General features: G+C 71.4%; 14 protein-coding genes. 6 read left to right on the top strand and 8 right to left on the bottom strand.

What is annotated here, in order from left to right:
* Positions 1-2: 2 nt before the first annotated feature.
* The 3 genes from H074_RS09290 to H074_RS09280 all read left to right on the top strand — a co-directional run bounded on the left by H074_RS09290 (position 3) and on the right by H074_RS09280 (position 5,616).
* On the top strand, positions 3-950 hold the full coding sequence (locus H074_RS09290; RefSeq protein WP_007029773.1) for a hypothetical protein: 948 nt from the start codon (positions 3-5) through the stop codon (positions 948-950).
* Complete coding sequence (locus tag H074_RS09285; protein ID WP_007029772.1) at positions 947-2,488, top strand: MFS transporter; 1,542 nt, start codon at positions 947-949, stop codon at positions 2,486-2,488. The genes H074_RS09290 and H074_RS09285 overlap by 4 nt, the downstream gene beginning before the upstream one ends.
* A gap of 353 nt (positions 2,489-2,841) precedes the next feature.
* On the top strand, positions 2,842-5,616 hold the full coding sequence (locus H074_RS09280) for a helix-turn-helix transcriptional regulator (protein WP_007029771.1): 2,775 nt from the start codon (positions 2,842-2,844) through the stop codon (positions 5,614-5,616).
* Positions 5,617-5,621: 5 nt separating this feature from the next.
* Here H074_RS09280 and H074_RS09275 read toward each other — a convergent pair whose 3' ends face one another.
* The 7 genes from H074_RS09275 to H074_RS09245 all read right to left on the bottom strand — a co-directional run bounded on the left by H074_RS09275 (position 5,622) and on the right by H074_RS09245 (position 17,747).
* Positions 5,622-8,348 carry an AAA family ATPase gene (locus tag H074_RS09275; RefSeq protein WP_007029770.1) on the bottom strand — a complete coding sequence of 909 codons (2,727 nt, stop codon included), beginning with the start codon at positions 8,346-8,348 and terminating at the stop codon, positions 5,622-5,624.
* A 9-nt stretch (positions 8,349-8,357) separates the two neighbouring features.
* Positions 8,358-11,096: an AAA family ATPase gene (locus H074_RS09270; RefSeq protein ID WP_007029769.1), complete on the bottom strand. Its 2,739-nt coding sequence runs from the start codon at positions 11,094-11,096 to the stop codon at positions 8,358-8,360.
* Positions 11,093-13,786, bottom strand: coding sequence for a helix-turn-helix transcriptional regulator (locus tag H074_RS09265; protein ID WP_235096712.1), 2,694 nt, complete (start codon positions 13,784-13,786; stop codon positions 11,093-11,095). The genes H074_RS09270 and H074_RS09265 overlap by 4 nt, the downstream gene beginning before the upstream one ends.
* A 484-nt stretch (positions 13,787-14,270) precedes the next feature.
* Complete coding sequence (locus H074_RS09260; RefSeq protein ID WP_007029767.1) at positions 14,271-14,936, bottom strand: LuxR C-terminal-related transcriptional regulator; 666 nt, start codon at positions 14,934-14,936, stop codon at positions 14,271-14,273.
* A 513-nt stretch (positions 14,937-15,449) separates the two neighbouring features.
* Positions 15,450-15,785, bottom strand: coding sequence for a hypothetical protein (locus tag H074_RS09255; RefSeq protein WP_007029766.1), 336 nt, complete (start codon positions 15,783-15,785; stop codon positions 15,450-15,452).
* A 427-nt stretch (positions 15,786-16,212) separates the two neighbouring features.
* Entirely contained in the window at positions 16,213-16,998 is a 786-nt protein-coding gene (locus tag H074_RS09250) for an SDR family oxidoreductase (protein ID WP_007029765.1), read from the bottom strand.
* Positions 16,995-17,747 carry an SDR family oxidoreductase gene (locus H074_RS09245; protein ID WP_007029764.1) on the bottom strand — a complete coding sequence of 251 codons (753 nt, stop codon included), beginning with the start codon at positions 17,745-17,747 and terminating at the stop codon, positions 16,995-16,997. Before H074_RS09245 ends, H074_RS09250 begins: the two co-directional genes overlap by 4 nt.
* A gap of 123 nt (positions 17,748-17,870) precedes the next feature.
* Here H074_RS09245 and H074_RS09240 point away from each other — a divergent pair, with 123 nt between their 5' ends.
* Positions 17,871-18,485, top strand: coding sequence for a TetR/AcrR family transcriptional regulator (locus H074_RS09240; protein WP_007029763.1), 615 nt, complete (start codon positions 17,871-17,873; stop codon positions 18,483-18,485).
* Positions 18,486-18,642: 157 nt separating this feature from the next.
* Positions 18,643-20,016, top strand: a complete 1,374-nt coding sequence (locus H074_RS09235) for an MFS transporter (protein WP_007029762.1) — start codon at positions 18,643-18,645, stop codon at positions 20,014-20,016.
* On the opposite strand, the gene H074_RS09230 is transcribed toward H074_RS09235, so the two are convergent.
* Complete coding sequence (locus H074_RS09230) at positions 19,924-20,934, bottom strand: helix-turn-helix transcriptional regulator (RefSeq protein WP_007029761.1); 1,011 nt, start codon at positions 20,932-20,934, stop codon at positions 19,924-19,926. The two genes, H074_RS09235 and H074_RS09230, sit on opposite strands and share 93 nt — an antisense overlap.
* Before the next feature lie 116 nt (positions 20,935-21,050).
* On the opposite strand from H074_RS09230, the gene H074_RS09225 reads away from it, so the two are divergent.
* Positions 21,051-21,521, top strand: a complete 471-nt coding sequence (locus tag H074_RS09225) for a nucleoside deaminase (RefSeq protein WP_007029760.1) — start codon at positions 21,051-21,053, stop codon at positions 21,519-21,521.
* Positions 21,522-21,688: the final 167 nt, after the last annotated feature.

Here is a 21,688-nt window from a genome sequence, read left to right as displayed (position 1 = left end):
CAGTGGAAAGTTCCGACGAGAACACAGCTGCCGTCCTCTTCCCCGGCATGGGCCCGGCCCGTGCTCGCGAACTGGGCCGGTTCCTCGTCATCGATCCCCTGGCCCGGCGCCTGCTCGGCGTGGCGGAGCAGGCGCTCGGCCGCTCCCTGCTGGATCCGCTCGCCAGAGCGGGCGAGGAGTACAACGAGCACACCCAGATCGCCTTCGTGCTCGCGTCGCTGGCGCTGGCCGAACGCGCCGAGCGTGACCACGGGCTGGCACCGGTCGCGGTCGGCGGCGCCAGTTTCGGCGAACGCGCCGCCGTGGTCCGCGCCGGCGCCCTTCCCGTGGCGGATCTCGTCCGGCTCGTCGACGCCGTCGCACGCCGGGAACGGGAGTACTTCGAGACGGCGCACCGGGATCTCGTCAGCCAGTTCATCGTGCGCACGCCGGAGACGGCGCTCGGCGAGATCCTCGACGGGATCGGCCACGAACTCTCCGGCCGGTTCGACGACGAGGTCCACCTGGTGACTCTGCGCGAGTCCGATTTGGACGAGTTCGTCCGGCGGGTCCGGGCGGCGGGCGGCTACGCGCTCACCACCATGCGTCCCGCGGCGCACGCGCGGATGCTCGGCGGACTGCGCGACCGGCTGGCGGAAGAGGTCTTCGGCGGGTTCGGCTTCTCCGACCCGGATCTGCCGATCGTGTCCGATCAGGACGGTGAGCCGGTCCGGACCGGTGACGAGGCGGCGTCACTCCTGCTGGAGTCGACGGTCAACGCGGTACGGCTGCCCGGGCTGGTCCACCGGTTCGCCAGGCTCGGCGTCGGCCGGGTCCTCCTCGCCGGTCCGGACCACCTGCTGCACCGGCTGCCCGGGCTGACGTCGGCGTTCACCCTGCTGCGCGCCGACCTCCGGGACACCCTGAAACCGAGGCCCCGGCCCCGCCTGCCCGAGGCGGTGGCCGCATGAGCACCAAGGCGCGCGACATCGCGACGATCATGGTGTCCTGCCTGGCGCAGCTGATGGTCGCGATCGACATGACCGTGCTGCATCTGGCGGTGCCCGCGCTGACCACCCAGCTCGGCGCGTCGGCCGAGGAACTGCTGTGGATCGCGGACGTCTACGGGTTCGCCATGGGCGGCCTGCTGGTGACCATGGGCAACCTCGGCGACCGGTTCGGCAGGCGCCGGGTGCTCGTGATCGGGGTCGCCGCGTTCGCGCTGGGTTCGCTGGTGGCCGCCTACGCCCCGAGCGCCGAACTGCTCATCGCGGCCCGCGCGCTGCTGGGTGTCGCGGGTGCCGCCGTGCTGCCCTCGACGACTTCGTTGCTGCGCGCGGTCTTCACCACCCAGCGCGCGCGGACGGCGGCGGTGGGCGTCACCGCCGGGGTGTCGGCCGCCGGCTTCGCGATCGGCCCGATCGTCGGCGGTGTCCTGCTGGAACACTTCTGGTGGGGTTCGGTGTTCCTGGTCAACATCCCGGTGGCGCTGCTGATCCTCGGCGCCGCCCGCGTCGTGCCGGAATCCCGGTCCAGCGGCCGGCTGCGGCTCGACCTGCCCAGCGTGCTGCTGTCCATCGTCGGGCTCGTCGCCGTGGTGTACGCGCTGAAGGGCGCGTTCTACGTCGGGCTTTGGTACCCGGAGGTGCTCGGCGCGTTCGCCCTCGGAGGCGCGTCGCTGCTGTGGTTCGCCCGGCGCCAGCGTCGCCTGGAGCAGCCGCTGATCGACCTGGACCTGTTCCGGCGCCGCGGTTTCTCGGCGTCGGTCGGCTCGAATCTGGTGTCGGTGTTCACGATGTCGGCGTTCGCGCTGATCTCGAGTCAGTACTTCCAGCTCGTGCTGGGCTGGAGCCCGCTGCGGTCCGGGCTGGCCTTCGTGCCGGGCGCGGTCGCCGCGCTCGTCGCGGGCGGTGTCCTGGCGGCCAAGGCGGTGCGGCGGTTCGGCCGGGCGCCGACGGTGTCGGGCGGGCTGGCACTGGCGTCGATCGGCTTCGGACTGTTCGGCGCGGTGAGCACGGACTCGCCGTACTCGCTGGTGCTGGCCGCGCAGGTCGCTTTCGGCGCGGGCGCGGGGCTGACGCTGACCGTCACCGGCGACACCATCCTCGGCACTGTTCCCCGTGACCGGGCCGGCGCCGCGTCGGCGATCTCCGCCACCGCCTACGAACTCGGCGGCTCCCTCGGCATCGCGGTGGTCGGCAGCGTGCTGTCCGCCGTCTACCACGCCGAACTGACCCTGCCCGCCGGCGTGCCGCCCGATCTGGCCGCGCAGGTGCGGGAGTCGTTCAGCGCCACCGCGGCGGTCGCGACCGGCCTGCCCGAACCGGTGGCGACGGCGGTCCGCACGGCGGCGGAGGAGTCGTTCGTCGGCGGCATCCGCACGAGCATGCTCGGCAGCGCGGCGGTGATGACCGTCCTCGCGCTGGTGGCGCTGCGGAGCCTGCGCGGCGTCCCGAAGGTGATCGAGACCGATGTGCCCCCTCAACCCGTCCCGAGCCCCCTGCCCTGAGCCGGTCGGGCGGTGCGCAAGGTCCGTGAAGGCCTCCTTCCCTACTCTCAAGGTAGAGAAGGAGGCCTTCACGGACTTGTCGGTCGTGACCGTGTGGATTACCGGGACGTCAGATGTCCCTATCTCCACACACCCCACGTTCGCGAGCAGCCGAAGCAACAAAGTGACGTTCCAACCCTCACTGCCACAATCCTTCCCGGGCAAAGAGCGGTCGACCGTGGTCCGCCGGGGCAACTATGCTGGCCGAAGGTGCCCCGGCCGCCTGACCTCCCGACCGAACGGTCCTCCCTGCGCCATGCTCGGAGCGACCGTCGCCCGGCCGCGCCGTGGTCCCGCGCCGGCCGAGGAGGGAAATGGGAGCGACGGCCGTCACGAGCGCGGGACCGGATGACGCGCAGGCCGCGCTGGACCGGGTGCTCACCGGGCCCGGCGCGATCTGGGTGGTGCACGGGCCGCCGGGCAGTGGCCGCGGCACCGTTCTCTCCGGCCTGGCCCAGCGCGGCCGCCGCTCCGGCGCCGCCGTGCTGTCCGTGCCCGCCGGCCCCGAGCCGGAGACCGTCCTGCTCCGGCTGACGACCCAGCTGGTCGAGCTGATCACCGCCCTTGATCGGCCCGAGCTGGTCAGCATGCTCAGCGCGGTGGCCTGGCTGCGGACCCGGCTCGAGTCGGGTTCCGGTGCCGGGCCGCAGACGACGGCCCACGATCTGGTCACCGTTCTCGCCACTCTCGCCCCGCGCGGCCGGATCGTGCTGCAGTTCGACGACTTCGACCTGCTGCCGCCGGGGATCGCCACCGTGCTCACCCTGGTCGCCGAGGGAACCCGCGCCACCGGGACGGTCACCGTCGCGACCGTGACCGGCCGGGATCGGCGGGAGGGCCCGGTCGGCAAGTTGTTCTCCATCGCCGACGGCACGATCGGTCTCCGGCCGCTGACCGTCGCGGAGACGACCGCGCTGCTGCCCGGCTGGACGACCCGCGCCGGGCGGATCGCGAGCGATCCCGCGCTCGTCACGGCGGTGCGCGCCGCGCTCGGGCCGCTGTTCGGCAATCCCGGCACGGTCGGCGCGACGATCGCGGGTCTGCGCGCCACCGGCAGGCTGTCGGTCATCGACGAGCACGTGTGCCTGACCGGCGCGGGAACACCGATCGTGCTGCCCGACGGGCACGCCGAGACGCTCCGGCTGCGGCGGCTCGGGCCGCGCGCCCGGCGACTGGCCGCCATCATCGCGGTGCTGAGCGAACAAGCCGCCCCCACTCTCGAAAAGCTGCCCTGGCTGGTCTCCGCGGCGGCGCTGGCGCCGTCCACCGCCGGACAGGCCCTCGACGATCTGGTCCGGGCCGGGATCCTTCGCACCGGGCCGGACGGTGCGGTGGAGTTCGTCGTCCCCGCGCTGGCCGACAAGCTCCGGCTGGAGCACGGCGCGCGCTGGCGCACCGTGCTGCACCGGAGGATCGTCCGGGAGCGGCGACCCGCCGATCCCGTCGAGATCGCCCCGCATCTCGCCGAGCTTCCGCCGTCACCGCCGGATCCCGCGACGGCGGGTCTGCTGCTCGAAGCGGCGGCGAGCGAGAGCACCGACCTGCCGGCGGCCCGCCGCTATCGAAGGGCGGCGCTCCGGCTGCTCGATCCGTCCGACGACCGCTTCCCCGAGACGCTCCGGGCGCTGCTCGCGGACAGCCTCGCGGCCGGTGGATACGGCACACTGGCCGACGACCTCGCCACCGTCGTCGCGCCGCGGCTCGCCGACGCCGAGCCGTCCGCCCGGCTGTCCGCCACCGTGCTGCTGTGCTGGCTGGGCGCGCTCGCCCACGAACAGCGGCTCGCCGAACTCGACGTCGTACGACCACTGGCCGCCGAAGTCGCCCGCGCTCTCGACACGGCTCGGGAGTGCCGCCGTCTGCTGGACGCGGTCAACCGGGCCGACCGGCCGGTGGCCGCCGAGGCGGTCCGGGCGCTCGCGCGTGCCTGTGGCGCCGAGGACGACCGCCTGTTCGCCGTCGGCGCCGGGATCCTTCTCGGCTCACTGCCCGGCGACGGCGGCAGGCCTGCAGAGGAATGGTTGGCATCGACGGAAATGCCTCCGCACGAGGACGTCGCCGAGGCCGCCGAGGTCCTCGACACGGTCAGCGTGCTGAATGTCCTGCTGCGCGGCCGCTACCAGCCGCCGTCGACCGGTTTCTCGGTCGACTGGCACGCCGTCCGGCAGGCCTACCGCGAGGGCGAGTGGGATACGGCGTTGTCGCTGGCGCGGCGGCTCGAAGGCGACCGCCTGTGGTGGGATCCGCCCCGTCGTCACCGGTTCGCGAGCGTGTTCGCCGCGGAGATCTGCGCCCAGCGCGGCCGGCCGGACCGAGCGGCGGATTGGTTGCGCCGCTTGCCTTTCCGGACTTCCGCCGACGCCTACGCCGCCTGGGTTCGCTGTCGGCTGCACCAATCCGAGGGGCGGCACGACGAAGCGGTGGAGCGCGGCTGGCGGGATTACACCGACTGCCGCGAACGCGGGGTGCGCGCGGGGATGGAGCGCCTCCTCTCCCGGCTCCTGTACGGGGCGAGACGCCAAGGCGACACCGAGACCGTGACCCGTCTGCTGGCCGAACTGGAGAACCTCGCGACCCGCTGCCCGACCGCGTCGGTCCAGGAGGCGGCCCTGGTGTGCGGCGGTCTTGTGCGCGGGGACATGGAATCGGTGCGCGCGGGGGTCAAACTGGCCCGGCAGTCCGGCGACGTGTTCCGGATCGCCGAGGCGTGCACGGCGTTCGGCGAGGTGAGCCCGGTCCCCGCGCCGTCACTGCTGGAAGCACATCGGACGCTGAAGCGGCTCGACGCGGTCGCGGAGCTGGCGTCCGTTTCGGCGCTGCTCGATCAGCACCGGATCGCCTTCTCACCGGACCGGACCGACCGGACCGACCGGGCGGCGCTGGATCCCTTGGAACGCCACATCGTCGGCCTGATCGCGAGCGGCCACACGAACCGGCAGATCGCGGCGGCGCTGCAGGTCAGCGAGAAACGCATCGAAGCCCGGTTGACGTCGCTGTTCGAGCGCACCGGCAGCCATTCCCGGGTGGAGCTGGCCGCGGCCTGGCTGCAGGGACGCCTCGGCACGGCGGCGGTGCCCGCCGAATCCTGACCGGCTCATCCCGCCCGGTGGCCCCTCATCGCCGCGGCCAGCTGGGCGCGGCCGGTGATGCCCAGCTTGCGATACGAACTGGTGAGGTGCTTCTCCACCGCGCGTACGGTGACCTCGAGCAGTTCCGCGATGTCGCGGTTGCGGCGCCCGGACACCGCCAGCTCCACCACACGCTGCTCGGTCGCGGTCAGCAGGCCGCCGTCCGCCTGGCCCGACGGCTCCGCGGATCCGGTCAGCCAGCTCGCCCCGCAGCCGGCCGCCAGGCTCCGGCCCTCCGACAGCCACTCGCGGGCGTCGGGTCCGGTGCCGCGTTCGCCGAGCAGGACCAGTGTGCGGGCGAGTTCGAGCCGATCACCCGAGCGGGCCAGCGTTTCCGCGGCCTCGCGCAGCACCGGGACGGCGTCCTCGTCGCGATCGAGCAGTGTCGCGCGGATGCGCAGGGCACGTCCGACCGACGACGGCGCGCCCCACGACAACGCCCGCTCGACCTCGCCCTGCGCGACGGCTTCGGCCCGCTTCGGGTCGTCGGTCGCCGCGAGCAGCAGGGCGATCTGACCGCGCAGTGGCAGCAGCACCCGGTTCCCGAACCGCTCCAGCTGGTGCACGCAGTCGAGGAAATACTCGGCGGCCGCGGTGTGATTGGCCTCGGTCAGGGCCAAGGTGCCGTGGGCCAGCGACCGCAGCCAGGGGTCGTGGTCGACCTCCAGGTTGTCGACGAGCAGCCGCGCCAGCGCGGGATCTCGTTGCTCCATCGCGATTTCGGCCAGTACCCGCATCGCCGTCATGGTGATCCCGACCCGGCTGGGACCCGCCGAGGCCAGCACGGCCTGTGCGCGGTCCCGTGCCACGCCGAGCAGGCCCGTGGCGGAGGCCACCAGCGCCTGTCCCGCCCAGGCGACCAGCGTCGGGAGATCGGGGTCGGCGGCGGGGCCGCACGCCGCGGCCAGCCAGGAATCCACGCCGTCGAGCGAGTCCGCGGCGGCCAGCACCAGCACGGTGAGCGGGAGCGTGGTGTACATCTGGTCCGGCGAACCGGGTTCCCGCTCCAGCACCTGCCTGGCGAGGTCCACAATGGACTCGCGAGGCGCGGCCCCGGCGACGGTCACCAGGTACAGCAGGACCGCGACCAGTTCCCGCTGGGCCGAAGATTCCTGGGCGGGCGCGGGACCGAGTTCGGCCAGCCGGTCCGCCGCCGCGGCCCCGGCACCGGGCACGCCCCGTTCGAGGTAGCGAAGCCGGGCTTCCATGCGCAACGCCGCTTCGGCCGCGGCCGGACCCGGGACGTCCCGCAGTTCCACGATCACCTGCCGGAGACGGCGGACGTCCGCCGCGAAGCGCAGCCCGGCCACCACCGGGAGCAGGCCGAGCGCGAACGCGCGGTCGACCGGATCCCGCATCAGGCCCAGTGCCTGGTGCAGATGCCGGTGGGCGGCGGGCAGGTCGTAGCCGCGTTCCACCGCGGCGAGATCGACGAGCAGTTCCGCGCGATCGGCACCCGGATGCGCCAGCGCGTGCTGCAGGTACTGGGCGGCCGTCCGGGGCGACGAGTTCGCCAGCGCGGCGCTGGCCGCGGTCCGCAGCACGTCCGCGGCCCACGGTTCGGGTTCGGCGACCGTGGCGAGCAGCTGCCGTCCGATCTGCTCGACCGGCCTTCCGTTGCGGTAGAGGACATTCGCGGCGCGCAGATGCAGCCGGTCCTGTTCCTCGGCGCTCAGCTGATCCGCGACGAGATCGCCCGCCATCTCCCCGGTGAACCGCAGCAACCCGTCGGCTGGGGTCTCGACGAGGCCCAGCCTCCGCAACGCGCGCAGCGCCGCGTCGAAGTCCGGTGAATCGAGTTCGGCGAGTTCGGCGAGGACACCGGCCTCGGTCTCCTCGCCGAGCGCGGCCATCGCCTTGGCCACCGCGCGGACGTCGTCCGGCTGAGCGCGCAGGCACCGGGTCAGCCGGGCCGCCGCGGGCGAGGGACGCAACGCGGTGAGTTCGGCCGCGGCCGAGGCGACCGGGCGCAGACCGTGCCCGAGCATCGTGTTGACCAGTGCGTCCAGCAACATCGGCGAACCGCCCGTGCGCGCGTAGCAGGCGTCCGCGAACTCGGCCGCGGGTTCGGCTCCGCAGCGAGCGGTCAGGTAGGCCCGGACGCCCGCGGCCGAGAGCGGGGTGGCGTGCACCGTGCGCGCCGCGGTGCGGGCGATGTCCTTCACCACGATGTCGTCCGCGGAGTCGTCACCTTCCAGCAGGGTCGCGACGACGAGGACCCGCAGCCTGCTCATCCGCTTGGCCAGATAGGCGAGCCATCGGGCCGACGCCGCGTCCGCCCATTGGAGATCGTCCACGAGCAGGGCCACCGGACCGGTGTCGCGCACCATTTCGGTGAACAGTTCCAGCAGTTCGTGCAGTACGAGGTGGGCACGGCGGGCGTCGGGCGGATCGGCGGGGAATTCGCTGTCCGCCCGGACCGCGGTGAGCAGTTCCCCGCGACGGCCCGCTTCCAGCAAGGGTTCCAGCAGCAGCCAGACCACGCCGTGGGCGACCCCGCGCTCCAACGGCGTCGCCGCCGCCCGGACCACGCGCACCCCCCGCGCGGCGGCCTCCTCCCCCGCCGCGTGCAACAGGGCGGACCGGCCCGCCCCCAGCCCGCCGCGGACGACGACGAACTCGCCCGCGCCGGCACGGGCCTCGGCGACCGCCCCGGCGATCGCGGCCAGCTGATCCGCTCGCTCGATCATCATGACGGCGGCTCAGAGCTCCTTGTCCAGCGCGTCGAACAGCTCCCGCAACTCGGCGCGCCCGGTCACCTCGAGCTGCCGGTAGATCGCGGTGAGCCGGAGCTCGACGGCGCGTTTGCTCACGCCCAGTTCCTCCGCCAGTTCGGCGTTGGAGGCGTTCGCGAGCACGCGGCGGACGAGGTCGGTCGCGGCGGGCGAGAGCGCCCGCCAGCGCCGGGACGCCGTGCGATAGGACCGCCGTGGCCGGTCGGACAACCGTTTCCCGAGGTCCGCGATCCGGGACGTCGCCCACGCGAGCTGGTACGCGGTGGCCAGCCGTTCGGCCTCGCGCAGCAGACGCGGCACGCCGCTGGTCTGGCCGCGGTTGAGCTGGGCGGCCGCGAGCAGCAGCACCGCCTCGACGTAGAGCACCCTGGCCGGGGACTGCTGGAGCGCGTTGACCGCCTGCGTCAGCCGGAACACCGCGTCCTCGGACCGGACCGCGACGCCCGCGCCCAGATGGGTCCGCCCGATCGCGGTGCGCGTGCCCCAGTCCTGCGCCAGCCGCCATTCCTCGCTGATCATCGCGGCCGCGGTGTGCTCGTCGCCGAGCGCCTGCGCCGCGATGGCGACATGCGAACGCCACGGCACCAGACCGGGGTTCAGCCAGCCCGCCGCGTTCATCCGCCTGCCGCATTCCTGGAACAGGCCCAGTGCCCGCCGGTGGCGTTTCAGGTCCAGTTCCAGCAATCCGCGCATGAACAGCAGATACGGAGCGGAGTACAGCGGCCCGCCGTCGGCCGCCGCGTCGACGGCGCGCTGGGCGGCTTCGAGATTCCCGCGGGTGAGTGCCGCCGCGATCCCGATCGTGCTCAGCGACGCGGAAACCGTCGACGGCCAGCCGTCCGGTGGACCGGACGCGGCGGCTTTGGCGAGCGCGTCCTCGGCGGCCTGCACGCGACCGCGTAGCAGATGGATCCAGGCTTGGCCGGTGAGGCCGAGCGCCACCGGCACGCCGGCCCCGGCGGCGCTCGCGTCCGCGATCACCTCTTCGTAGACCGAAAGCGCTTCCAGCACGTCGTCGGTCTGCGTGAAAGTGATGGCCACGGCCAGCCGCGGCGAGTAGAGGGTCATCGGTTCGCGGGACGGATCCGCGGCACGCCTGGCCAGCCGACGGGCCGCCCGCCCGTCCCGGCAGGAGATCGTCACCAGCCAGGACGCGGCGGCCGCCTGCGCGGGAGTCAGTGCCGCCGGGTCGAGCTCCGACAGGGCGGGAATGCCGAGGAGGGCGGCACCCGCCCCGGTCCCTTCGGCCAGCCAGTGCAACGCCGTCAGATCCGCGCGGTCCCGGTCGTCGACCGCGGCCTCGCTCAGGGCGGCCAGCTCGCGCAAGGCGTCGTCCCTGGCCCCTCGCTGCATCATCAAGTCCACTGCGGACAGTCGCGTTCGGACGGTGTCGTCGCCGGAAACCCTGGTGGCCCTGGCCAACCGCAGACCACCGGTGAACGGGCACGACGACGCCTCGACGGTCTCGAGTTCCAGGCGCAGCCGCGCCGACATTCCCGGCGGCGCCGGTTCGGCCAGCGCTCGCCGGTAGTACCGAGCCGCTTCGGTGTGGTCCCCGGCTTCGCGACGACGCAACGCGGCCGCGTGCAGCGTCTCCAGAGCCCATGCCTCGCCGACCGGTTGCGAGCCGAGCAGCAGCCCGGCGACGTCCTCCTCCGGAGCCGCCCGGCGATGCCCGAGTTCGGCGGCCCGGCGGCGTGTCCCCGCCCGCTCGTCCGCGCCGGTCTCGGCCAGCACCCAGGTGGCCACCTGGGGGTTCATCGGCTCGGCGGGATCGGTCCCGATCAGGCCGGAGTCCGCCAGCACCCGCAGCGCCCGGCCCAGCGGCATCCCGAGCGGGCCGGCGAGCGGCCGCAGGTACGCCTCGTCGAGAGTGCCGATCGCGGCGATCGTCCGGACCAGCGCGGCGAGATCGGACGGCAGCCGGGCGAGCAGGTCGAGCACGGTGTCGCGGCGCACGTCCGCGGTGATGGCGGTGATCTCCGGACCGCCGGACGACCGGGCGAGCACCTCCGCGAGCAGGGCGGGATTCCCCCGTGTGGCCGCGTAGACCTCGGCCACCGGCGGCCGCGGTGCCGGGACCGCGTGCACCAGCCGCCGGACCGCCGCCTCGCTCAACGGCCGCAGCCGCACGACATGCCGGTTCTCCCAGGGAAGACCCCCGAGGCACAAGGGATCCGCTTCGTCGGCGTCCTGCGGGCCGGAATGCGCGGCGATGAGCAGCACGGGGTCGTTGCCCCGTCGTCGCTGCAGCGCGGCGAGCCAGGCCTCCGACTGCTCGTCGGCCAGGATCAGATCGTCGACGACCAGCAGTACCGGGCAGCGCCGGGCCGACTCCAGGAGCCGCTGGCAGAGCAGTTCGTGCAGGACCTGCACGTCGGTACCGTCCGAGAGCGCGGCGTGCAGCCACGGGACGTCCGCGAGCTCCGGGATCGGCGCGAGCAGCTGGGAAAGGAGCCCGTACGGCAACTGTGCCTCGGTGGCCGATCCCCGTGCGGTGAACACCTGCAGTCCCCGCTCGGCGGCCAGGGACGCGACTTGGTCCAGCAGTGCCGTGCGCCCGCTACCCGCCGGGCCGAGCACGGCCGCGGAGCCCCCGTGACCGTGTTCGAGATCCCCGATCAAGCGCGTGAGCAGGCGCAGTTCGGTCTCGCGCTCGACGAGTTCGTCCGCGCCGTCGGCTTCGAGCCGCCGGACGGCGCTCACCGGACACCTTCGAGGACGGCCGGACGCTCTTCGGTCTGGTCCAGCACCACGGCCAGTTCGGTGCGTCCGCTGATCCGCAATTTCCGGTACACGCTCGTCAGATGCGTCTCGATGGTCCGGACGGTGACGAAAAGGCGTTCCGCGATGACCCGGTTGCTGGCCCCGCGTCCGGCGAGCCGGGCGATATGCCGTTCCGCGGGGCTCAGCGAAGCCAGCGGGGACACCTCGCTCGGGATGCCGGCCTCGGCCGCGGTCCGCTGGGCGCGGCGGAGCAGGAACCGGTCCCCCGTCCGCAAGCTCAGCTCGACACAGCGGCGCAGGCGGGTTCGGGCGGCGGCGGTGTCCCCCGCTTCGACGAGCGCGCGGCCGAGGTGGAACTCCGCCAGCGCCTCCTCCAGCCGGGCGGGCGATCCGGCCAGGATGCCCGCCGCCTCTTCGATCAGCGCGATCCGGTCGGGGCCGCGGGTGGCGACCGCGGTCGCGAGCCGGGCCATCCCGATCGCCCTCGGGGTGCCCCACCGCAGTGCCGGGCCGGTCCCCTCGGCCGCCAGGTCCGCCGCGGCCTCGAAACGCCCCTCGTCCGCCAGCAGGCAGGCACCCTCGAACCACCACGGTGCCAGCAGCGGGTTGGCGATGCCGACATCGGCGAGGCTCTCCCCACAGCGGTTGAAGAGCTTCAGCGCCGCCTCGCGATCTCCCGCCGCCCAGTGCACCCGCGCGTCGACGAGCTGGAACCACGGGCGCATCACCGTGTGATCCCACAACTGCGGGGAATCCGCTTCCCGCAACAACTTCATCGCCTTCGCGGTGTCGCCCTGCTGCGCCGCGACGGTCGCGAACGCGATCCGCGGGACGACCCCGCCGGTGCGGCCCTCGGCGCGGCGGCTGAGCGCGTAGGCCTGTCCCGCGTCGGCGGCCGCCGCGGCGAGCTCCCCGCACCAATGCCCGAGCAGGCCGCGGAAGGCGAGATACTCGCTGCGCTGTGCCGGGACGAGCTCGATGGCCCTGGTCAGTTCGTCTCTGGCGACGTCGACCTCGTCGGCCAGCAGCAGCGCCAGCACGGCGGAGCTGACGGCCGAATCGTCGGTGGTCGGGGTGTACCCGCGGATCGCGCGCATCGCCCATTCGGCGGCTTCGCGCGGCCGGGTGCCGTCGAGTGCGGCGACGACGGCGCAGACGGCCGAATGCCTGGCGTCGACGACGGCGTCCTTGGTCCTCGGCTGGATCCGGGTGTCGAGTTTCGCCAGGCTGTCGCGATCTTCGATGCCCACCAGGCACAACAGCCCTTCGAGCTGACCGCGCAGTTGCTGGTCCATCTCGCCGCCGAGCACGGTGAGCACCCGGTCCAGCACGGTGACGGCGGTCCCGCAGCGCCGGGCGACGAGCGCAGCGCGGCCCAGTTTCACCGCGGCCCTGGCCTGGTCCACCGGATCCTGCTGCAGTTCGAGCGCGCGGCGCAGGAGGTCGAATCCGCTGTCCGGTTCCAGCAACGCGACCGTTTCGGCGAGTTGAACGGCCAGTTCGGCGTCGGAGGGCCTGGCGGCCGCGGCGGGCCGGAGATAGCGCAGCGCGTCCCAGGGCGCGCCCCGGTCACAGGCGCAGCTCGCGGCGTCCCGCAGCAGGTCGACCATCCATGTGTCGAGCTCACCGAGTTCGAGCAGGTGTTCCGCCACCTCCTCCGGCGACCCGGCCGCGTCGCTCAGCAGGATCGCCGCGGTCCGTCGCCACCGGCCCAGTTCGGCGGGGTCGAGGGCGTCGAGCAGCCCGTCCCGCACCGGGTCGTGCCGGAAGGAAAACCCCTCCGCGGAGAGGATGTGCTGGCTCCGGAGCAGGTCGACGGCGGTTCCCGCGGTGCGGGCCGGCACCTTGGCCAGCCGGGCGACCAGGGACAGGTCCTGCCCGCCGAGCACCGCGATGGCGGTGGCGACCGTCCTCGCGTAGTCCGGGACGCCGGCGAACAGGGAGCGGATCAGCGCCGCCCCCGCCGCGGACCCGGCCACCGGGGCGATCCCGGACGCGACCTTGCCCAGTTCGTCGAGCATCTCCCGCAGCAGCAACGGATTCCCGCCGGACTGCTCGACGCAGTGCCGCACGAACGGCTCCCCTGGCTCGGATCCGACGGCCTCGCGCGCCAGCGAGGCGACCGCCTCCGCGGACAGCGGGCCGAGGTCGAGCACCTCGGTGCCGTACCAGGATTCGAGGTCGGCCAAGCGTGCCGCCGCGCCATCCGGTCCGTCGGCTGCCGGCCGGACCAGGATCATCCGCACCGGCAACCTGGTCGAGTGACGGGCGATCAGGCTCAGCCACCGCACCGTCGGTTCATCACACCAGTGCACGTCGTCGACGGCGAACACGATCGCGGGCCGCCCGCCCGCCCACTCCGCGAAAGCCTCGTACCAGGCGGCGAAGTCCTCCGGGTCCGGAACCCGGGCGCCCGCGCGGCGCAGGCCGGCGAGCAGCTCCCGTGAGACCGCGGCCCCTTCACCCGGCACGCCGGTGCCCCGAAAGACGACGGTGTCCTCGAGAGCCTCCAGGGCGGTGTCCAACAGGCTGGACTTGCCGATGCCCGCTTGTCCGCGCACGACGATGACGGAGCCTTCACCGGGCGCGGCGGGGCGCAGCCGAGCGGCGAGCCAGCGCAGCTCGTCGTCACGTCCGGCCAGCGCGCGTCCGGGTCTGTGGGCGTCCATCATCTCCCGCCTCCCTGTCGTCCCATCGGAGTCCTTGCCGTCACACAGAGCGAACAATCGCTCACGTGCTTCCATCTCATCGTGTGATCGTCTTACCGAATAGAGCGTGCAACCTCGATAAGGGTTATCCCTCACTACAGGGACGACAGGCGCTCAAATGAGCAAGGTGATCGCCGACAAAGGATTTCGAGCATGGAGCGGCGTGAGTCAGCGCACCTCGGCGCGCGAGCCCGGTCCAACGAAGGATGACAGAAGTCTTCTCAGAAGAAAACAGGGCGTGAAGCACCGGCGTCCCCGGGGTTGCCTCCCGGCGACCATCCAGCCAGGCCGACATCCCGCTGGCCGCTCAAAAGAGCGAAAGCGCCTCGAAGGTCATTACGAATTCCGCCGAAATACGTGCACCCGAAGTGGCCGCTCACTGGGACCGCACCGTCACCGCACGAGCACGTCACGCGATGGTCACCCGCGCGTCAAGTCCGGGCGATCAGCTCGCGCGCCGGGACTCCGGCACTCGCGGCGGCCAGGCCGTCGAATCCAGCAGGCCGGTGGCGAAGGCACGCGAAACCAGTTCGACCCGGTTGCGCGCCTTGAACTTCCGCTGCAGGCGGGCGACGTGGTAGTCGATACCCTGGCGGCTCAGGTAGTACTTGTCGGCCATCTCCAGGCTGGACAGCCCGCTGGCGATCCCTTGAAGGATCTTCGCCTCGATGTCGGTGACCGAGCTCAACTGCTCGGCGCGGGCCACGGTGGGGCCCGTCTCCGGGAGCATGGTCAGCAGGATCGCCGTACCCGGCGCCCGCATCCGGCCCGCCACGATGGTCAGCCTTTCGGCACCGTCGGAACCGAGCCCGGTGACGCTGCCGCGGAACCGCTGTTCCCAGCCTTCGGCGACCCGGTTCAGCCGATCGCGTAAATGGTCCGGACCAGTGGTGACGAGCTCGGGGAACGATTCGCCGAGCACATCGGCGGGACGGCGGCCGAGCAGGCGGAAGAAGGCAGCGTTGCCACTGCCGAGCCGCAGACCGGCACTGAGCGCCGCCAGTGGCATGTCGGCGACTTCCACGAATTCACTGATGATTCCGGGTCGCGCGGTACGCCCCGCGTCGAAAGCACTCTTGCCGATCGGGGAAATCGTTCGGATGCCGGCCATGGAAAGCCCCCTTCTGCCTGAGCCATATGTGTCCACCAAAGCCGTCCCTGCCCAAGACTTGCGCAAACACTACGAAGCGGCCATCCACGTGGTCAACGAATTCCGAAGCAGTTCGTGGCCACCGAACCCACCATGCGGACAGGCCGTACCGAAGGTTCGGTATCGGGGTCCCAGCGGGAGAATCCTCAGCTCAGCGGCCGATTCGGCGACCGAACCTCCGCCGCGTCCTCGCACCGCGAGGGGCGTGAAGCGAATTCCACGTGAAGAACTTCTCGCGTTTTCGCTCCGCCACGATAGCACCGAATCCGCCGATCCTTAACATTGATTTAAGGTGGACATCGACCGGATTCGCGAAGCGGGTGGCCCGATGATCGGCACACGACCATCTCGGCCTGTCGATCGATCGAATTTTCATTAGCCGACGAAACGATCGATTGACCGGGACCAACGCCGTCCATTGTAGACATAGAGCCGCCCCGGGCGTCGTGACACCCGGGGCGGCTCCGTATGGAATCAGACGGTTTCGCGCGTGGTGACCGCGTCCTTTTCCACGGCCAGCGCGGTGCAGGTGCGCACCCACAACTCCCAGCCCGCCAGCGCCTGGTTGCAGTTCCAGCCGGTCCAGCGCCCCGCCTGCGCGCCCTCGTTGCCGGCGCGGTTACAGGAGGTTTTGCTGCTCCAGCCCTCACTCACCTTGCGGTACGGCGTGCAGGAAGCCGCCGCGACGTCACCCGACGCGCCGGCCGCGCACGGTTCCGCTGTGCTCGCCATCGCCGATCCCGCGGTGAGCACCGACCCCGCGAGGGTGGCGGCGAGAACGGCACCACGGAGCACGAAGCGCTTGTTCATCGAGTTTTCCTTACCGCGAGCAAGACCCCACGATCACTCTGGCCGATCCGCCGACGAAGATCAACCGCCTGCCGCGCGGACTGCGCTCTTCAACACCGAACGACGCGAAGGGGCCTTCGCCTCACGGCCGCGGTTCCCGCACGTCACCGGACTTGTCACGCCTGACTGTGTGGATTTCGGGTCATCTAACGCCCCAAAATCCACACAGTCAGGCATGAAAGGCCCGATCACGCTGCTCGGCGCCCGGTTCATCCCACTGTGCCGGGGGCCGTTAGTGGCGATGCGGGTTCTCTTGAGGTGTACCCCATGTACGTGAAGGCCCCCTTCATTGCGCTAGGCGCAATGAAGGGGGCCTTCACGTACATCAGGCGACCTGACCGGCGGAGCGTGGTGGGTCTCCGACGTGGCCGCCGGGAACCGAACGAGGTCATTCGCCGATGACCTGCTCCACCTTGCGCTGCAACTTGTTCATCCCGCCGAGCCAGCGGTCGGTCTGCGTGGCCCGCGCGGCGTAGTAGTCCGCGACCTCGGGGTGCGGCAGCACCAGGAAGCGGTCGGCGGCGATGGCCTCGAACAAGGCGTCCGCGACCTGCTCCGGCTGGATCGCCGACGCGCCCATCAGCAGTTCGCCCGCGGGGCCGGTGTTCTCCAGCATCGCCGTCCGCACGCCCTGCGGGCAGATGGCCTGCACGGTGAGCCCACGATGCCGGTAGGTCGCCGACAGCCATTCGGCGAAGGCGAGCGCGCCGTGTTTGGTCACCGAGTAGGACGCCGAACCGAGGCTGGTCAGCAATCCCGCCGCCGAGACCGTCGCGATGAAGTGCCCACGGCCGCGCTCGAGCCACGGCGGCAGCAGCAGCCGCGCCGCGCGCACGTGTGCCATGACGTTGACGTCCCAGATCCGCGCCCAGTCCTCCTCCGGCGCGTCCACGCCACCCATCGGAGCGATCCCGGCGTTGGCGCAGAAGACATCGATCTCGCCGAGGGTTTCGCGCGCCGCCTCGATCAGCGCCGCGACGCCCGCTTCACTCGCGGCGTCACCGGCGACGGCGGTTCCGCCGATCTCCTTCGCCACTTCGGCCGCGGCGTCCCCGTTCAGGTCGCCGACGACGACCCGGGCGCCCTCCGCGGCGAACCGGCGGGCGAGGACGGCACCGATGCCACCGCCCCCGCCGGTGACGACGACACCGGATCCGGTGAACGACGCGGTCACAGGCCACCCGCCAGTGTCACGCCGCCGTCGAGGACCACCGTCTGCCCGGTGATCCAGCCCGCCTCTTCCGAAAGCAGGAACGACACGGCGCTCGCGATGTCCGCCGGGACGCCGAGACGCTTCATCGGGTACGACTCCGAGACCTCTTCTTCGCGACCTTCGTACAGCGCGGTCGCGAACTTGGTCTTGACAACGGCGGGCGCGACGGCGTTCACGCGGATCTTCGGGCCCAGTTCGAAGCCGAGTTCCTTGGTGAGCCGGATCAGCGCGGCCTTGCTGACGCCGTACATGCCGATCCCGGGCGACGCGCCGAGCCCGGCGATGGACGCGACGTTCACCACCGCGCCGCCGTGCTCCCCCATCCACGCGTCCCGCGCCCGGCGGGTCCACGAAAGCGGCGCGAGCACGTTGACGGCGAAGATCTTCGCGGCGGCCCCGGGGTCGATGTCCAGTGTCGGCCCGAACACCGGGTTGATGCCGGTGTTGTTGACCAGCATGTCCAGCCGCCCGAAGGTCTCGATGGTCTTGGCGACGGCCTCGTCCTGGTGCGTCTCGTCGTCGGCCTTGCCAGGAACGGCGATGGCGACCGCCTCACCGCCCAGTTCGGCCACCGCTTCGGCCAGCGGCTCCGGCTTGCGCGCGGTGATGCACACCTTCGCGCCGCGCTCGATCAGGTCCTTGGCGATCCCGAGGCCGATCCCCCGGCTGGCGCCGGTGACGATCGCGACGCGATCCTTGAACGAGTTCACTCTTCGATCTCCTCTGTGTTCACTAGCGAGCGCAATCACTAAGCGAGCGCTCACTTACAATGGAAAGGTCCGGAGGCGGTGTCAAGCCCACCATCCGGTGCGAGCGTCTGGGAGGATCTGCGGATGACCATGTCGCTGTCGGCCGAACTGTGGCCCGACGTCCAGCCGGAGACGGCACGGCGGCTGATGCTGGCCGGGGTCGAATCCTTCGCGCGGCGTGGCTATCACGCGACCACCACCCGGGACATCGCCTCGGCGGCGGGCATGAGCCCCGCGGCGCTGTACGTGCACTTCCCGTCCAAGGCCGCGCTGCTGTTCGCGATCTCGAAGTACGGCCATGAGCAGACGCTCTCGCTGGTCGAGAGCGTCGTGGCGCGCGAGAGCGACCCGGTCGAGCGGATCCGGCTGCTGGTGGAGGACTTCGTGGCCTGGCACGCGCGGCGGCACACCGTGGCGCGCGTGGTGCAGTACGAACTGCACGCGCTGCCCGACGAGGAGTTCGAGATCGTCGCGAAACTGCGCCGCCGCATCGAGCAGGTCGTGCGCGAGGTCATCACCGAAGGCGCGCGGACGGGCGTGTTCACCGTCGGCGACCCGCACACCGCCGCCCGCGCCGTGCTCTCGCTCGGCGTCGACGTCTCCCGCTGGTACAGCGAACGAGCCCGCCAGACTCCCAAGAAGCTGGGCCAGGAGTACAGCGAGCTGGTGTTGCGCATGCTCGGCACGAAACTCTCCTGACCAGTACCGATCGCCTTCCCCTGCGATACCGCCACCAGAGTGACATACCAACCGGTCGGTATCGAGAATTACCCGTTGAGACGTTGACCACATACTAAGCGGTTGTTAACTTGCCCGGACCGCACCGCCGCAGCAGCGCCGAGCGAAGGGCATCCAGATGGCCGACACCGCACCGAACGCCCCTGAAACCGCCGCCGAACCGACGATCACCGTGTCCCAGCGAAGGAGGGCCGCGACCGCGGCCGCACTCGCCTCATCGGTCGAGTGGTACGACTACTTCGTCTTCGGGATCGCGGCCGCCCTGGTCTTCGGGAAGACCTTCTTCCCCACCACCAACGCGGCGGCCGGCGTCCTCGCCTCGTTCGCGACCTTCGCGGTCGGCTTCCTCGCCCGGCCGCTCGGCGGGATCATCGCGGGCAGCCTCGGCGACAAACGCGGCCGGAAACCCGTGCTGGTACTGGCGATCGCGCTGATGGGTGCGGCGACCACGCTGATCGGCCTGCTGCCGACCTACGACACGATCGGCATCGCCGCACCGATCCTCCTGGTGCTGCTGCGGCTCGTGCAGGGTGTCGCCGTCGGCGCCCAGTGGGGTGGCGCGATGCTGCTCGCCACCGAGTACGCGCCGCCCGGCAAACGCGGTCTCTACGGCAGCCTCGTCCAGCTCGGCGTCCCGATCGGGGTGGTGCTGGCGAACACGGTGTTCCTGATCGCCGCGCAGGTGGCGCCGCCGTCGGACTTCTTGGTCTGGGCGTGGCGGATCCCGTTCCTGGTCGGCGTCCTCGTGCTCGGGCTGGCCTGGTACATGCACGTCAAGATCGACGAGACGCCGGAATACCGCCGTGCGGAGGCGAAACTCGCCGCCGAGGAACGTGGCCGCGCCAAGTCGCCGCTGCGCGATGTCCTGCGCCACCACAAGGGCACGGTGCTGCTGGCCGGCGGTTCGTTCATGGTCAACACCGCCACCTTCTACATCCTGCTGAACGGCGTCCTCGACTACGCCACCCGTCACCTGGGGATGTCGCGGACCACCGTGCTCGTCGCGACCCTGCTGATCAGCACGCTGCAACTGGCGATCATCCCGCTGTCGGCGAAACTGTCCGACCGGATCGGCAGGCTCAAGATCTACACCTTCGGCGCGGCGGGGGTCGCGCTCTGGGCGGTCCCGATGTTCTTGCTGATCGATACGGCTTCGCTGCCGCTGTTCGTGGTCGCCTCGTTCGTCGGGTCGCTGTTCCTCGGCATCATGTACGGCCCGCAGGCGGCGTTGTTCGCCGAACTGTTCTCCGCCGAGATGCGCTACACCGGTGCCTCGCTCGGCTATCAGATCAGCGCGGTCGTCGGCGGCGGGCTCGCGCCGTTCATCATGGTGCTGCTGCTGGAGTCCACCGGGACCTCGATGTCGGTTTCGCTCTACATCATCGTGCTGGCCCTGATCTCACTCGGTTCGATCGGCCTGCTGGCCAAACGCGCGCGGTCCACTTCGGACTCGATCGACCGCGCGCGCGAAGCGGTCGGCGACCAGCCGTAGCCGCTCCTTGACCTCGTCCGGCGCCTCCTCCACGACGAAGTCGACGTCCCAATGGGCTAGGTAGTAGGGCATCACGGAAAGGTCGCTGGAGCCGACCCTGACCCGGCAGGTGTGCTCGTCGATGGCCTCGATCGCCCCGGCGGTCGGTGACACGTATTCGGCGAGCGCGTCCGCCGGGGCGTTCACCCGCAGCACCATTCGGTGCGGATACGGCGACGACGTGATCCCGCGGGAGACGTAGGCCGCGAGGTCCTCGGCGGGCGGTTCCCTGGGCGTGAACCGGAAACTGGCGGCCGGGACACCGTCGATGCGGTCGACGCGGAACGTCCGCCAGTCGTCACGGTCGAGGTCGAACGCCACCAGGTACCACCGGCGCCCGGTGTGCACCAGGCGCAGCGGCTCGATGTAGCGCTCGCTGACGTCGCCGTTGTGGCTGCGGTAGCCGAATCGGAGCCGCTGATGGTCTCGGCACGCCGACGCGATGACCGTCAGCGCCGCCGCGTCGATGACCGGGACGACGCCGCCGAGCGGGATCATCGCGGTGTTCAGCGCGGTCACCCGGTGCCGCAGCCGGGCGGGCAGCACCTGCTCCAGTTTCGCGAGCGCGCGCACCGAGGTCTCCTCGATCCCCGAAACCGTCCCGTTCGCGGCCGTGCGGAGCCCGACGGCGACCGCGACGGCCTCGTCGTCGTCCAGCAGCAACGGCGGCAGCGCGGCCCCCGCACCGAGCCGATAGCCGCCCGCGACGCCGGGGGTGGCGTGCACCGGGTAGCCCAGTTCCCGCAGCCGCTCTACGTCCCGCCGGACCGTGCGGACGTCGACCTGCAGCCGGTCGGCCAGGTCGGCGCCCGGCCAGTCGCGCCGCGCCTGCAGCAGGGAGAGCAGCCTCAGCAGCCGCGCCGACGTGCCCGTGGTCATCGGTTCGCTCGCTTCATGGGAGGAGTGTCGCAGATATTCAGGACAGGTCCGGTCCGCATTGCCCTCGTGAGTGGTAAGGACGGTTAGAACCGTCCTAGCCCCTCACGAGACGTAAGGTGACCCAGGTGATCGAACCCGCGCAGTTGCTGTCCGTCGCCCGTGAAGAGGCCGAACTCGGCAAGGCCGAGGGCGGAGTCCCGATCGGCGCCGCCCTCTTCGACACCACCGGTGCCCTCCTCGGCCGCGGCCACAACCGCCGGGTCCAGGACGGCGACCCGTCGATGCACGCCGAGACCTCGGCGTTCCGGAACGCGGGCAGGCGGCCGCACTACCGGGACACGATCATGGTCACCACCCTCTCCCCCTGCTGGTATTGCAGCGGGCTGGTGCGCCAGTTCGGCATCGGCCGGGTCATCATCGGCGAGGCCACCACGTTCGAGGGCGGGCACGGCTGGCTCGAGGACAACGGCGTCGAGATCACCCTGCTCGACGATCCGGCCTGCACCACGCTGATGACCGAGTTCATCCAGGAGCATCCGGAACTGTGGTTCGAGGACATCGGGGTGCCCGCCACACCGAACGATTGAGGGGTAAGGCAATCGTGGCGTGGTTGGGTTGGCGGCGGGAGCGGGGTCACCAAAGCGACCCGGCGCATTCTTGACTGTCCATAAGAGACACTGATTCCGATCAAAGTGCCCGATTTGTGCACTTCGTGCGGGGTCGTGAGTGGCAAAGAGCGTTCTAACGCAATGCC

The organism is Amycolatopsis decaplanina DSM 44594 (genome assembly GCF_000342005.1).
GTDB classification, from domain to species: Bacteria; Actinomycetota; Actinomycetes; order Mycobacteriales; family Pseudonocardiaceae; genus Amycolatopsis; species Amycolatopsis decaplanina.
This window is presented reverse-complemented; position numbering and strand designations above follow the sequence as displayed.

Excerpts from the sequence above, each read along its gene's own strand:
- H074_RS09235 (WP_007029762.1), top strand. The coding sequence starts at position 18,643 with ATGGCCGACACCGCACCGAACGCCCCTGAAACCGCCGCCGAACCGACG.
- H074_RS09285 (WP_007029772.1), top strand. The coding sequence starts at position 947 with ATGAGCACCAAGGCGCGCGACATCGCGACGATCATGGTGTCCTGCCTG.
- H074_RS09265 (WP_235096712.1), bottom strand. The coding sequence starts at position 13,786 with ATGGACGCCCACAGACCCGGACGCGCGCTGGCCGGACGTGACGACGAG.
- H074_RS09280 (WP_007029771.1), top strand. The coding sequence starts at position 2,842 with ATGGGAGCGACGGCCGTCACGAGCGCGGGACCGGATGACGCGCAGGCC.
- H074_RS09240 (WP_007029763.1), top strand. The coding sequence starts at position 17,871 with ATGACCATGTCGCTGTCGGCCGAACTGTGGCCCGACGTCCAGCCGGAG.
- H074_RS09255 (WP_007029766.1), bottom strand. The coding sequence starts at position 15,785 with ATGAACAAGCGCTTCGTGCTCCGTGGTGCCGTTCTCGCCGCCACCCTC.
- H074_RS09275 (WP_007029770.1), bottom strand. The coding sequence starts at position 8,348 with ATGATGATCGAGCGAGCGGATCAGCTGGCCGCGATCGCCGGGGCGGTC.
- H074_RS09230 (WP_007029761.1), bottom strand. The coding sequence starts at position 20,934 with ATGACCACGGGCACGTCGGCGCGGCTGCTGAGGCTGCTCTCCCTGCTG.
- H074_RS09260 (WP_007029767.1), bottom strand. The coding sequence starts at position 14,936 with ATGGCCGGCATCCGAACGATTTCCCCGATCGGCAAGAGTGCTTTCGAC.